The organism is Actinacidiphila sp. bgisy145 (assembly GCF_057708125.1).
In genome coordinates this window covers 39,849-53,359 of sequence record NZ_JBYIRL010000041.1, presented here as the reverse complement: position 1 = coordinate 53,359, position 13,511 = coordinate 39,849, and the positions used below count along the sequence as shown (strand labels likewise).

Genomic DNA, 13,511 nt, shown 5'->3' with positions numbered 1-13,511 from the left:
CGCGTAGGGTCGGTCCGGGGCCGCCGCCGGGGCGGCCTCCTTACGGCGGGGGCCGGGCCGGCGCGGCGCGCCCCCGGTGCGGACGGCGAGCGGCGGGAGCGGCGGATGGGAACGGCACGGGCCTCGGCATCGGTACGGGGCGAGGTCACCGCCGCGGGCGCGGGCGTCATCGCATTGGACCGGCCCCGCGCGCTCAACGCGCTGGACCTGGACATGGTCCACGCGATCGGCGCGCTGCTGCGCGGCTGGCGGGAGGACCCGGCGGTACGCGCGGTGGTGGTGCGCAGCACCTCGCCCAAGGCGTTCTGCGCCGGCGGCGACATCGTGGCGATGCGCGCCGCGGGCATGGCCGGCGACGACGCGGCGGTCCGTGCGTACTTCAGCGCCGAGTACGCGCTCAACGCGCTGATCGCGCGCTACCCGAAGCCGTACACCGCGCTGGTCGACGGCTACGCGATGGGCGGGGGCCTGGGGATCTCGGTGCACGGCTCGGCGCTGGTCGCCACCGAGCGGGCGGTGCTGGCGATGCCGGAGACGGCGATCGGCTTCTTCCCGGACATCGGCGCCACCTACTTCCTGCCGCGGCTGCCCGGCGCGGTCGGCTGGTACCTCGGGCTGACCGGCGCCCGGCTGACCGGCGCCGCGGCCGTCGGGTGCGGCCTGGCCACGCACTACGTGCCCGCCGCCGAACTGCCCGCGCTTCAGGAGGCCCTGACCGGGCCGGACGGGGGCGCGCCGGACGCGGTGCTGGCGCGGTTCGCCGTGCCCGCCCCGCCCGCCGAACTCGCCGGGCGCGGCGCGGTGATCGAGCGCTGCTTCGGCGCGCCGGACCTGGACCAGGTGCGGGAGCGGCTGGCCGCGGCGGCCGCCGGCGGCGGCGCGGACGACCGCGCCTGGGCCGAGGACGCCCGCGCGCTGCTGGACCGGGCGAGCCCGATGAGCCTGGACCTGACCTTCCGGATGCTGCGCGAGGGAGAGGGCGCGAGCCTGGAGCAGTGCCTGGCGAACGAGTTGGAGAACGCCTGCCGCACCGCCCGGCAGCCCGACTTCCACGAGGGCGTGCGCGCGGCCCTGGTGGACCGGGACCGGACCCCGGTCTGGGCGCCCCGGCCGTAGCCGCGGCGTGAGCGTTCCGTCGTTCCGCCATGTGAGACGTCGGTATCACCATGTGGGCGGATCGGCGTACGCTGGCACCCGACGGCACCGGACCGCCGCCGTCGGGCGGCCGGCGGTGGCCGCGGGACGATTGGAGCGCCATGCCCCGGGAATGGGACGCCAGGACGTACGACTCCCTGCCGCTGCCGCACCTCGGCTGGGGGCGGCGCACGCTAGGGCGGCTGCCCCTGCGCGGTGGCGAACGCGTGCTGGACGCGGGCTGCGGGACCGGGCGCGACACCGAGGGGCTGCTCGACCGGCTGCCGGACGGCCGCGTCGTCGCCGTGGACGGTTCCGCCCAAATGCTGGACAGGCTGCGGGAGCGGCTGGCCGGGCGGCTGGACCAGGTGGAGGTCGTGCTCGCCGACCTGACGAAGCCGCTGCCCTTCGAGGGCGAGGTCGACGCGGTCTTCAGCGTCGCCGCCTTCCACTGGATCGAGGACCACGCCGCGCTCTTCGCCGCGCTCGCCGAGCGGATGCGGCCCGGCGCCCGCCTGGTCAGCGACTGCGGCGGCCGCGGCAACATCGCGGCCATCAACGCCGCCGTCGCCGACGTCACCGGCACCCCCTCCGACACCTGGGAGTTCGCGGGCGTGGACGACACCCGCGAGCGGCTGGCCGCCGCCGGGTTCACCGACATCGACGTGCGGCTGCGGCCCGACCCGGCGGTGTTCGAGCGCGGCGAGCAGCTGGAGGCGTTCCTCGCCACCCTCATCCTCGGGCCGCGGCTGGACGCCATGGCCGAGGACGACCGTGAACCGTTCGTCAAGGCGGTCGCGGCGCGGCTGGCCGAACCCGTCGCGGACTACGTCCGGTTGGAGATCTCCGCGGTGCGCGGCTGAGGGGTGCTTCCTGGGCGGGCGGCGCGTGGGCAGGAGGCCGGCGGGCAGGGGGCGCCGGCGGTGGACCGGCGGCGCGGGTGGGGCGAGGCGGGCACGGTGGGCGCGGTGGCGAGGGCAGGAGCGGCTCAACCGGTTGAGCCCGCGGCGCCCTGACGCGCCCCCACTTGCCGCCTGCGACAGCACCTGCGGACCGGTTCAGCGTTGTTAAGCTGGGTGGCCCGTCCGCCGCACCCGGCCCGCCCGCGGGCCCCATACCGCCCGAGGCCGTATGCCCCCCGTGTCGTCGCCCGTGCCCCCCGCCTCGCCCCGCAAGCGCCCCACGATCGCCGACATCGCCGCGGCCGCGGGCGTCTCGAAGGGCGCGGTGTCCTACGCGCTCAACGACAAGCCCGGCGTGTCCGAGGGCACCCGCGCGCGCGTCCTGGAGATCGCCGCCCGGATGGGCTGGCACCCCAGCAGCGCCGCCCGCGCGCTGTCCGACGGCCGCTGCGGCGCGATCGGCCTGGTGGTGGACCGCCCGGCGTGGGTGCTGGGCATCGAACCGTTCTTCATGCGGCTGATCTCCGGGGTCGAGGCCGGGCTCGCGGCCACCGGCACCGCGCTGCTGCTCCAGGTCACCGAGGACGTCGGCGCGGAGGCGGCGGCGTACCGGCGCTGGTGGGGCGAGCGGCGGGTGGACGGGGTGCTCCTGGTGGACCTGCGCGAACCCGACCCGCGGCCCGGGCTGCTTGCCGAACTCGGCATGCCCGCCGTGGCGGTGGGGCACGCCGGGCGCCTGTCGGGGATGCCGTCGGTGTGGATCGACGACGCGGTCGCGGTCCGCGAGACCGTGGCCTACCTCGCCGCCCTCGGGCACCGCGAGGTCGCCCGGGTGGCCGGGCCGCCGCACTTCGTGCACACCCGCGAGCGCAGCGAGGCGTTCGAGGCCGCCGCCGAGGAGTTCGGGATCGGCGGGGTCACCTGCGTCTACACCGACTACACCGGCGAGGGCGGCGCCCGGGCGACCCGTCGGCTGCTGTCGGGCACCCGGCGGCCCACCGCCGTCGTCTACGACAACGACGTGATGGCCGTCGCCGCGCTCGGGGTGGCCCAGGAGATGGGGGTGCCGGTGCCGGGCGAGCTGTCCCTCGTCGCCTGGGACGACAGCGAGCTGTGCCGGCTGGTGCACCCCGCGCTGACCGCGGTCAGCCGCCATGTGCCCCAGTACGGCCGCCAGGCCGCGGAGGTGCTGCTCGCGCACATCCGGGGGGAGCAGGCTGCGGGCGCGGCCCCGTTGGAGCCGCCGGTGCTGGTGCCGCGCGGGAGCACCGCCCCGGCGCGGTCGGCGGATGGCGCGGCATCGGCCTGAGCGGCATCGACCCGAGCGGCATCGACCCGAGCCGGCCAACGCCCTTTTGTTTCACGGTGTTTCAGTGCCCCGATGCATGTGTGGGCCCTTGACGGCCCGGAACGGCGCGAGTTAAATCACGTCGCGATAAAAGTCGTGAAACAAGTCCGGGAACAGCTGATGAGCGCAGGCGTGCGGGCCCCCTCGCCGCATGGCTGCCTCGCCCGGACCGCGGACGTACGGGCGTACGCCCCGCTCACGGCACCGCGCGCACGCCCGTACGCCCGCACGCCCGCACGCCCCCCCATGTCAGCCCATGCCACATTGCCGAGAAGGGCAACGAACCATGAGCGCAGCAACACGCCCCCGCGCGGGCGCAACCCGGATGCGGCGCACCCTCGTCGGGGTGGTGACGGCCGCCGCCGCGGCCGTCGCGCCGATGCTCGCGGCGCCCGCCACCGCGCACGCGGCCGGCGAGAGCGTCCAGGTCTACCTGACCACCACCAGCGACTCCGGCGGCCGGAACGTCACCAAGGGCCTGGAGCAGCAGGCCCCGCTGGCCTTCTCCGCCGGCACCGGCGGCTCCGGTCAGCAGGTCACGGTCGACGAGAACACGCAGTACCAGCAGTTCACCGGCGGCGGCGCGTCGTTCACCGACACCGCCGGCTACCTGCTGGGCTCCAGCGGCGCCCTGTCGGCCGCGACCCGCGACTCGGTCATGAAGAAGCTCTTCGACCCCGTCGACGGGATCGGCCTGGACTTCCTGCGCAACCCGATGGGCGCCTCCGACCTGGCCCGCAGCAGCTACACCTACGACGACATGCCGGCCGGCCAGACCGACCCGTCCCTCGCGCACTTCTCCGTCGCCCACGACCAGACCGACATCCTGCCGCTGACCAAGCAGGCCGAGCAGATCAACCCGGACGTCACGGTGATGGCCACCCCGTGGACCCCGCCGCCGTGGATGAAGGACAACGACAGCTATGTGCAGGGGTGGCTCCAGGCGCAGTACTACGCCGCCTACGCGCAGTACTTCGTGAAGTACATCCAGGCGTACCAGGCCGCGGGCGTGCCGATCGACTACGTCTCGGTGCAGAACGAGCCGACCGTCGGCGGCGACTACCCCGGCGCGAACTGGAACGGCTCCGGGCTCGCCTACTTCACCAAGAACGACCTGCTCCCGGCGCTGCACACCGCTGGCCTGTCCACGAAGGTGCTCGCCCTGGACTGGAACCCCGACTCGTACGACAGCTACGCCGCGCCCACCGTCGACGACGCCGCGATCCGCGACGCCCCCAACTTCGGCGGCATCGCCTGGCACGGATACGAGGGCAGCACCAGCGAGCAGACCACGATCCACGACAAGTACCCGGACGTGCCGGACTTCGACACCGAGCACTCCGGCGGGACCTGGATCGGCAACCAGCAGAAGGAGGACATGGAGAACCTGATCGACTACACCCGCAACTGGGGCCAGAGCTGGGTCAAGTGGAGCCTGGCGGTCGACCAGGACATGGGCCCGCACAACGGCGGCTGCGGCACCTGCACCGGCCTGGTCACCGTGCACAACGGCGACAGCCGCAGCGGGCAGGTCGACTACACCATCGAGTACTACACGATGGGCCAGCTGACGAAGTTCGTCCGGCCCGGCGCCCACCGGATCAGCTCCGACGACAACTCCACGATCCGCAACGTCGCCTGGCGGAACCCGGACGGCTCCAAGGCGCTGATCGCCTACAACGAGTCCTCCTCCGCCCAGCCGGTCACCGTCGACTGGGGCGGCGAGCACTTCACCTACACGATGCCCGCGGGCGCCTCGGCCACGTTCACCTGGTCCGGCACCCAGAGCAGCGGCGGCACCTCCTCCGGCCACACCGGCACCATCACCGGTTACGGCGGCAAGTGCGCCGACGTCGCCGGCGGCAACTCCGCCAACGGCACCGCGGTCCAGCTCTACGACTGCAACGGCACCTCCGCCCAGCAGTGGACCGCGAGCGGCAACACCCTCCAGGCGCTGGGCAAGTGCCTGGACGTCACCTCGGCCGGCACCGCCGACGGCACCCCGACGCAGCTGTACGACTGCAACGGCACCGCGGCCCAGCAGTGGACCCGCGGCCCGAACGGCGAACTGGTCAACACCGGTTCGGGCAAGTGCCTCGACGCCACCGGGCCGAGTTCGGCCAACGGCACCAGACTCCAGATCTGGAGCTGCACCGGGGCCGCCAATCAGCAGTGGACGGCGCCCGCCGCCTGATCCACTGCCCGCAACGGCCGGGTGGCGGACCTCTCACCGCCGCCCGGTCGCGCTGAGGGAAGAGCCGCCGGTCCGCGTCACCTCGCGGACCGGCGGCCGCAACTGCTCCCGCCTACCGGGCCTTCTCGGCTCCGCCGCCTGGCCGGCCCCCCTTGCGGGGGAAGGCGTACCTGTGCGCGCGAAATCCCCCGGTCGACTGATGTTCCCCAGCGCTTTGACCCAAGTGGCCCTGGGCGGGTAGGAGAGCGGCTCCACCAGGTCCTAGCCTGGAGCAGCCGTCCCCACGCGCCGAGGAGTCGCCGTGTCCGTCGCACGCACCGATGGAGCCCTTTGGCAGCGCGCCTCCGTGCGGTCCACGGCGATGGCCCTGCCGCTCGCCGCCGTCGCGGTCCTGCTGGTCAGCAAGTGGACGGTCATCAACTCCGGTGCGGGGCGGCTGGGTTCGGCCGACGGCGAGTGGCTCTCGGTCGCCTGCCTGGCCGCGGTCATGACCTGGGTGTTCTCCGCCGTCGCGCTCCAGGGCGCCGTGGTGCGCGCGGTCCCGCCCGGGCGGCTGCTGGCCGCGCAGTTCGCCGCCTCGGCCGCCAACCACGTGCTGCCGGCGGGCGTCGGCGGGAATGCGGTGAACCTGCGCTTCCTGGTCCGGCGCGGCATGACCCCCACCGCCGCGCTCGCCGCCCTCGCGGTGCGCGCGGCCGCGGCCGTCGCCGGGCGGATCGCGCTGCTGCTGGTGGCGCTGCTGGTCTTCCCCGACGCCCTGCACATCCGCCGGGTGGTCGCCGGGCGGCCCGCGCTGCCGGACCACCTGCTGCTGCTGGCCGTCGGCGGTACCGCCGCGGTCGTCGGGATCGTGCTGCTGCTGCGCTACGCCCGCCGGCTGGGCGCCCGGCTGCGCGGCTTCCTCACCTCGGTCGTCCAGGACGTGCGGGCGGTGCACCGCGACCCGGCCCGGGCCGCCGCCCTGTGGGGCGGGTCGCTCTGCTTCCCGCTGATGCACGGCGCGGTGGTCGTCGCGGTGATCCGCGCGGTGCACGCGCCCGTGCCGGTCAGCGGCGCCCTGGTGGCGTACCTGTGCGCGAGCACCGCCGCGGGCTGGCTGCCGACCCCGGCCGGAATCGGCTCGCTCGACGCCGCGCTGGCGCTGGCCCTGGTCACCGCGGGCGCCTCCGGGGTCGCCGCGACCTCCGCCGTCCTCGGCTACCGCCTGCTCACCACGTGGCTGCCGCTGGTCCCCGGCGCCGTGGTCCTCGCGGTGCTGGTCCGCCGCGGCGAGCTGTGAGGCCCGCGGTCCGGGGCTCATCGCCTGGGGCCCGGCTTCGGGGCCCGGGGTCCGGTGCGCGCGGCGGCAGGCGGCGTTACTTCGCGTCCGCGTAGCACTCGACGGCGTGCGTCTCCAGCGGGAAGGGCACCGGGGTGGCACCGAAGACGAGGCGGCGGGCCTCCTCGCCGGCCTCGGTGACGGCCGCTTCGACGGCCGGGGCCAGGTCGGCGGGCACATGGACGACGACCTCGTCGTGCTGGAAGAGCACCAGCCGCGGCTGCGGGCCGATCACGGCCAGCCGCCTGCGCAGCGCCGCGAGCATCGCCAGCGCCCAGTCCGAAGCGCTGGCCTGGATCACGAAGTTGCGGGTGAAGCGCCCCCAGGAGCGGGCGGCCCGCAGGTTCGGCGAGGAACTGTCCCCCGGGTCCTCGGCCGCCCCCGGCTCCGCACCGTCGGCGTCGAGGAACCGGCCCGCCGACGGGGTGGGCGAGGTGCGGCCGAGCCGGGAGCGCACGACACCGCCCGCCTCACCGGTGCGGGCCGCCGCCTCCACCAGGGCGAGCGCGCTCGGGAAGCGGCGCCGCATGACCGCCAGCAACTGCCCGGCCTCCCCGCTGGTCTGCCCGTACATCGCCGCGAGCAGCGCGATCTTCGCGCGCGGCCGGTCACCGGCGAACGCGTCCAGGGCGAGCGCCGCGTACAGGTCGCCGCCGGACGCGGCCCTGGCCAGCCCGGGGTCACCGGACAGCGCGGCCAGCACCCGCGGTTCGAGCTGGCCGGCGTCGGCCACCACCAGCCGGTGCCCGGGATCGGCGACCACCGCGCCGCGCAGCAGCCGCGGGATCTGCAACGCCCCGCCGCCGCGCGTCGCCCACCGCCCCGACACCACCCCGCCGACCACGTACTCCGGCCGGAACCGGCCGCCGCGCACCCACGCCTCGCGCCACGCCCAGCCGTGCGCGGCATGGATACGGGACAGCTCCTTGTACCGCAGCAGGAGTGCGGCGGCGGGGTGTTCGACCTCGCGCAGCTCGTGCGAGCGGGTGGTGCGCAGCGGCACCCCGAGCCGGGCGAAGGCGGGCAGCACCTGCGCGGGGGAGTCGGGGTTGACCGGGCGGCCCAGCGCCTGCTGGATGCGCCGGGTGAGGTCGCCCAGGACGGCGGGGCGGGCGCCGCCGGCCGGGCGGGCGCCGAGCAGGCCGGTGAGCAGTTCGTCGTGCACGGCCGCGCTCCACGGCAGGCCGTCGCGGCCCATCTCCACCGCGGCCAGCGCACCGGCGGACTCCGCGGCGCACAGCAGCAGGGTACGGTCCGGGTGCCCGCTCCCGGCGATACGGCGCCGCTGGTCGGCGTAGACCGCGATCAGCGCGGCCAACGGGTCGGTGTCCGGCGGCAGATGGTGCCGGTCGGCCGCGAAGAGCACCGGCTGGTCGTCGGCGCCGGGCTCCGGCGCGTCCGCCGGCTCGGGCAGGTCGTGCAGCCGCGCCCAGGCCGCGCCCAGGGAGCGCGGCCGCGCGTGCCACCCGGCCATGCCCAGCAGCAGGGACTCCACGAGCTTCACGTCATGGCAGCGGCCCGGCCGCACCGCGGCGCGCTCCAGCAGCCATGGATAGATCTCGTCGGTGGCCGCCCACACCCAGCGCGGCCGCTCGGCCGCCTCGCGCCGCGCCACGGCCGCGGCCAGGTAGGGCACGGCCTGCACCGGCCCCGCCGCACCCCCGTCCGCCGCGAGCGCGCACCACCGACCGCCGGACCCCACCGGGTCCGCGACGACGGCCACCACACTCTCCACACCCCGACCTTAGGTCCGACCACTGACAGGGCCGTGTCCCGGGGTCTTCGCGCAGGTCACCCCGCCCGGACGGCACGTCGGCCGCCGGGCGGGGCGGGGGAGAGGGCAGGGCTGGGGAGGGCGGGGGTGCGGGGCTCAGGCGGAGGCGCCGCCGGCCGCCTCGCCCCCGGACGCGCCGCCGGCCTGGGACTCGGCGACCGCCTTGCGCACCTCGGCCATGTCCAGCGCGCGGGCCTGCGCGATGATGTCCTCCAGCGCGGGCTCGGGCAGTGCGCCCGGCTGCGCGAAGACCGCGACCTTGTCCCGCACGATCATCAGCGTCGGGATCGACTGGATCTGGAAGGCGGCCGCCAGCTCCGGCTGCGCCTCGGTGTCGACCTTCGCGAAGACCAGATCACCGTGCTTGTCCGACGCCTTGTCGTAGACGGGCGCGAACATCCGGCACGGCCCGCACCAGGCGGCCCAGAAGTCGATGAGGACGAAGTCGTTGGCGGACACGACCTCGTCGAAGTTCTCCTTGGTCAGCTCCACAGTGCTCATGACTGTCGCAACGGCCGTGGCCCGCCGGAAATTCCGGCCCCGCGCGGCGCGGCCGTCACTCGTTCGTGTGCCGCGTCGGCCGCCGCAGTGGCTGTACCCGACTCGTCCTCGTTGATCGGCGTATGGCAGCAACGAAGTGGGTTCGCCAGGATCTGACGGTCAGCGGCACCGCCGCGACCCCGGCCGCGGGGACGCCGGCGGCCTGGCGGACGGGGAGCGCGCCCGGCCCTGGCGTAACGGTTCTGCAGGCGCCGGACGCGCCGCTGTTCTCGGCCCTGGTCGCCCAGTGGCAGTCCGCCGGGCGCATGGTGCCCGGCCAGATCGACGCCGAGTGGGCCGAGCTGGTCGGGCGCGTCCCCCGGCTGACCGGCGTGTGAGCCCGGGCGGGGCGGGGCAGGTCGGGCGCGTCCCGGCCGTGCCGTTCGGCGCCGGTCAGCGCGGGTCGGGCCGGGGGAGCGGGCAGCCGGGGCGCGGACCGGCGTAGGCGCCGATCAGCCGCATCCGCAGCGGCGGCTCCGCGTACTCCTCCAGGGCGTGGGCGATCCAGCCCGCGGTCCGGGCGACCGCGAAGACCGTCTCGCCCGCCTGCGGCGGCATCCCGTGGGACACGGAGAGCACGCCGAGCGCCAGGTCGACGTTCGCGTGCAGGTCGCGGTGGCGGGCGGCGGCGGTGGCGACCACGTCGCGGGCCGCGCCGAGCGCGTCCGCGGCGGCCGGCACCTGGTCCAGCAGCGCGAACAGGGCGAGGGCGCGCGGGTCCTCGCCCCGGTAGAGCCGGTGCCCCAGGCCCGGGACGCGCTGCCCGGCCCGCAGGTACTCCGCGACGACCGGCCCGGCGCCGCCCTGCACCGCGACCTCGGCGAGCATGCGGTGGGCAAGCGCGCTGGCCTGCCCGTGCAGCGGCCCGTCCAGGGCGCCGAGCCCGGCCGAGACGACGGCGTAGGGGTGCGCGCGGGCGGAGGCCGCGACCCTGGCCGCGAGCGTGGACGCGGCCAGGTCGTGGTCGATGAGCAGCGACAGCGCCGTGTCCAGGACGCGCAGCGCCGCCGCGTCTGCCGGGGCGGCGGTCAGCTTCGGCCACAGCCGGTGCGCGAGCGGGCCGCCGCCGGGGTCGGCGCGGCCGACCGGCGGCAGCGCGTCCACCAGTGTGGCGATCAGGCTGCGCGCGGTGCCCAGGACCGCGGGCTCGGACAGGTCGAAGCGCAGCGGGTCCGCGCTCGCCGCCGCCGCGACGGCGACCCGCAGCCGGTCCATCGGGCCGCTCCCGGCCGGCAGCGCGCCTGCCGTCGTCCGGGCGGCGGCCAGCGGCGCGGGGGCGGCGGTGAAGCGGGTGCCGGGCCGCAGCGCGCCCGTCCACAGCCATTCCGCGATCTCCTCGTAGGCGTACTCCCCGGCGAGTTCGACCGCGTCGACGCCCCGGAAGAAGTACCGCTCCGGGCCGATCAGGGTGATGCCGGTGCGCAGCCGGCCCCAGCCCTCGGTGGTACCGCCGCCCGGCGCCGCGCCCGGTTCCCGCACCGCGGGCGGCGCGGCAGCCGCCGGGTCGGGCTGGGCCGCCGGGCGCCCCCGCCGGGCGAGGGCGGCGACCTGCGCGGGGTCGAAGGTGCTGCCCCGGCCGCCCTGCGCGCGGCGGCTGTCCAGCAGTCCGCGGGAGACGTACGCGTACAGCGTCTCCGGCTTCACCCCGAGCCGCCGGGCCGCCTCCCGGGTGCTGATCCGCGCCGGCGGCTGCGGTCCGGCCGGTTCGCCGCTGCCGTCGGTGCCCCTGCTGCCGTCGGCGCGCGCGTCCTGCGGCTCCGGCTGCCCTTCCTGCTCCCTCGTCATGGGCCCCACCGTATCTGTACATCTGTACTGGACGGGTCTTCATATTGATTAAATCAACGTTGACACGCTTGAATCAATCATGGACAGTCGCGTACATACCCAAGGAGGAACACCATGCCGACCACCGAGCCCAGCGCCCCGATCGACGTACCCCGCGGTCTCAAGGGCGTCGTCGTCACCGAGACATCCATCGGCGACGTACGCGGGGCCGAGGGCTTCTACCACTACCGCGAGTACTCCGCGGTGGAGCTGGCGCGCACCCGCACGTTCGAGGAGGTCTGGCATCTGATGTGCCACGGCGTGCTCCCCGACGCGGCGCAGCTGGCCGCCTTCCGGGCCCGTACGGCCGAGCTGCGGCACCTGCCGGCCGACGTCGTGGACGCGCTGCCCGCCATCGCCCGCTCCACCGCGCTGTCCGGGCCGCTCGCGGGCCTGCGCACCGCACTGTCGCTGGCGGGCGCGTCCGCCGGGTTCCGGCCGCTGTACGACATCGACCCCGAGCAGCGGAAGGCCGACGCGCTGGCCGCCTGCGCCGCCGTACCCACGCTGGTGACCGCGCTGCACCGGCTGGGGCAGGGCCTGGCGCCCGTAGAGCCGCGTGACGACCTGCCGTACGCGGCCAACTACCTCTACATGCTGACCGGGCGCGAACCGGAGCCGGCCCGGGCGCGGGCGGTGGAGAGCTACCTGATCTCCACTATCGACCACGGCTTCAACGCGTCCACGTTCACCGCGCGCGTCATCGCCTCCACCGGCGCCGACCTGGCCGCCTGCCTCGTCGGCGCCCTGGGCGCACTGTCCGGCCCGCTGCACGGCGGCGCCCCCAGCCGCGCCCTGGACACCCTGGACGCGATCGGCACCCCGGACCGGATCGACGCCTGGCTGCGCGAACGGGTCCTCGCGGGCGACCGCATCATGGGCTTCGGGCACCCCGTGTACACCACCGAGGACCCGCGCTCCCGGATGCTCAAGTCCATCGCGCGCGGCTTCGGCGGGGAACTGGTCGACTTCGCCCTGAAGGTGGAGGAGCGGGCCGAGGCGATACTCGCCGAGCTGAAGCCCGGCCGCGAGCTGCACATCAACGTCGAGTTCTACGCCGGTGTGGTCATGGAGCTGTGCGGGCTGCCCCGGGAGATGTTCACCCCGACCTTCGCCGCGGCCCGGATGGTCGGCTGGAGCGCCAACGTGCTGGAGCAGGCCGAGGACAGCAAGATCATCCGACCCCTGGCCCGCTACGTCGGCCCGCCGCCGGCCCGCCCGGTGCCCGCCGCATGACCCGCGGACCCCACCGCGGCTGCGGGACCTGACCGGGTCGGGCGGAGTCGCGTGCGCCGCATACTGACCAGTCGGTAGTCTTTGCGGGCGAGCTCCCCGCCACCCGGCGGGGACCGCCCCACCCGGAGGAGTGGCGACCGTGCGCGCGATCCAGATCACCGAGTTCGGCGGCCCGGAGGTACTGCACCTCACCGAACTGCCCGAGCCCGTACCGCAGCCCGGCCAGATCCTGATCGACGTCGACTCCGCGGGCGTCAACTACGCCGACACCCACACCGTCGAGAACAGCTACCTGGCCGCCTCCTCGCTGCCCATGGTCCCCGGCGCCGAGGTCGTCGGCCGCACCGCCGACGGCCGCCGCGTCGTCTCCCTCACCGACAACGGCGGCTACGCGCAAAAGGCACTGGCGGCCGAGCACCTGGCCCACGACCTGCCCGACGGCGTCAGCGACGGCCAGGCCCTGGCCCTGGTGGTCCAGGGCGTCACCGCGTGGCACCTGCTGCGCACCTGCGCGCGGCTGGCCGAGGGCGAGAGCGTCGTGGTCCACGCGGCGGCCGGCGGCACCGGGTCGCTGGCGGTGCAGCTCGCCAAGGAGTCCGGCGCCGGCCGGGTGATCGCCACCGCCTCCACCGAGGAGAAGCGGGCCCTCGCCCTGGAGCTCGGCGCCGACGCCGCCATCGACGGCGCGCCCGAGGGCCTGACCGAGCGCCTGGTCGAGGCGAACGGCGGCCGCAAGGTCGACGCCGTCCTGGAGATGACCGGCGGCCCGGTCTTCGACGCCTCGCTCTCCGCCCTCGCCCCCTTCGGCCGCCTGGTCACCTACGGCATGGCCTCCCGCGTCCCGCCCACCCCCGTCGAGCCCGCCCGCCTGATGGGCCGCTCGCGCGCGGTCATCGGCTTCTGGCTCGCCCACTGCCTCGGCCGCCCCGGTATGTACCACGAGCCGCTGGACGAGCTGCTCGCCATGACCGCCGGCGGCCGGCTGCGCCCCCTGATCGGAGCGGTGCACCCGCTGGCCGACGCCGCCCGCGCCCACGAGGATCTGCGGGCCCGCCGCACCACCGGCAAGCTCGTCCTGGACGTGCGCGCCTGACCCGCGGGGTACGAGGGGCTTCGCGCACCGCGGGCTGTGGGCTGTGGACTGTGGACCGGATTGTGGACTGGGCTGTGGGCGACTCCACCCGAATGCCGCAGCGCCCGCGGAACCGGACGGGACGTCCGGAACGTTGCACCGTTGGGCA

General features: G+C 75.5%; 11 protein-coding genes. 8 read left to right on the top strand and 3 right to left on the bottom strand.

Annotated elements, in window-relative coordinates:
• The first annotated feature begins 105 nt into the window (after positions 1-105).
• The 5 genes from AC3ERT_RS29775 (at position 106) to AC3ERT_RS29755 (ending at position 6,857) form a co-directional block, all read left to right on the top strand.
• Positions 106-1,116, top strand: a complete 1,011-nt coding sequence (locus AC3ERT_RS29775; RefSeq protein WP_435136561.1) for an enoyl-CoA hydratase/isomerase family protein — start codon at positions 106-108, stop codon at positions 1,114-1,116.
• A 140-nt stretch (positions 1,117-1,256) separates the two neighbouring features.
• Entirely contained in the window at positions 1,257-1,997 is a 741-nt protein-coding gene (locus AC3ERT_RS29770; RefSeq protein ID WP_335976392.1) for a class I SAM-dependent methyltransferase, read from the top strand.
• 277 nt (positions 1,998-2,274) lie between these two features.
• Complete coding sequence (locus AC3ERT_RS29765; RefSeq protein ID WP_435177882.1) at positions 2,275-3,345, top strand: LacI family DNA-binding transcriptional regulator; 1,071 nt, start codon at positions 2,275-2,277, stop codon at positions 3,343-3,345.
• Between the two features lie 325 nt (positions 3,346-3,670).
• The gene (locus AC3ERT_RS29760; protein WP_435177880.1) at positions 3,671-5,578 is read left to right on the top strand and encodes a ricin-type beta-trefoil lectin domain protein; all 1,908 of its coding nucleotides are present in this window, start codon (positions 3,671-3,673) and stop codon (positions 5,576-5,578) included.
• Between the two features lie 301 nt (positions 5,579-5,879).
• Positions 5,880-6,857, top strand: a complete 978-nt coding sequence (locus AC3ERT_RS29755; protein WP_435177878.1) for a lysylphosphatidylglycerol synthase transmembrane domain-containing protein — start codon at positions 5,880-5,882, stop codon at positions 6,855-6,857.
• A 76-nt stretch (positions 6,858-6,933) separates the two neighbouring features.
• Here the strand turns inward: AC3ERT_RS29755 and AC3ERT_RS29750 are convergent, their stop codons facing one another.
• Together AC3ERT_RS29750 and trxA are read right to left on the bottom strand one after the other, a co-directional pair.
• Positions 6,934-8,631, bottom strand: coding sequence for a bifunctional 3'-5' exonuclease/DNA polymerase (locus tag AC3ERT_RS29750; RefSeq protein WP_435177876.1), 1,698 nt, complete (start codon positions 8,629-8,631; stop codon positions 6,934-6,936).
• 135 nt (positions 8,632-8,766) lie between these two features.
• The gene (gene trxA, locus AC3ERT_RS29745; RefSeq protein ID WP_435177874.1) at positions 8,767-9,171 is read right to left on the bottom strand and encodes a thioredoxin; all 405 of its coding nucleotides are present in this window, start codon (positions 9,169-9,171) and stop codon (positions 8,767-8,769) included.
• A gap of 122 nt (positions 9,172-9,293) precedes the next feature.
• Here trxA and AC3ERT_RS29740 point away from each other — a divergent pair, with 122 nt between their 5' ends.
• A complete protein-coding gene (locus tag AC3ERT_RS29740) occupies positions 9,294-9,548 on the top strand; it encodes a hypothetical protein (protein WP_335976379.1) in 255 nt (84 codons plus the stop codon).
• A gap of 55 nt (positions 9,549-9,603) precedes the next feature.
• Here AC3ERT_RS29740 and AC3ERT_RS29735 read toward each other — a convergent pair whose 3' ends face one another.
• Positions 9,604-10,995: a citrate/2-methylcitrate synthase gene (locus tag AC3ERT_RS29735; protein ID WP_435136542.1), complete on the bottom strand. Its 1,392-nt coding sequence runs from the start codon at positions 10,993-10,995 to the stop codon at positions 9,604-9,606.
• 114 nt (positions 10,996-11,109) lie between these two features.
• On the opposite strand from AC3ERT_RS29735, the gene AC3ERT_RS29730 reads away from it, so the two are divergent.
• Positions 11,110-12,270 (top strand): citrate synthase, encoded by a 1,161-nt coding sequence (locus AC3ERT_RS29730; RefSeq protein ID WP_435177872.1) that lies wholly within the window; start codon positions 11,110-11,112, stop codon positions 12,268-12,270.
• Between the two features lie 139 nt (positions 12,271-12,409).
• Positions 12,410-13,363: a quinone oxidoreductase family protein gene (locus AC3ERT_RS29725; RefSeq protein WP_435177870.1), complete on the top strand. Its 954-nt coding sequence runs from the start codon at positions 12,410-12,412 to the stop codon at positions 13,361-13,363.
• Positions 13,364-13,511: the final 148 nt, after the last annotated feature.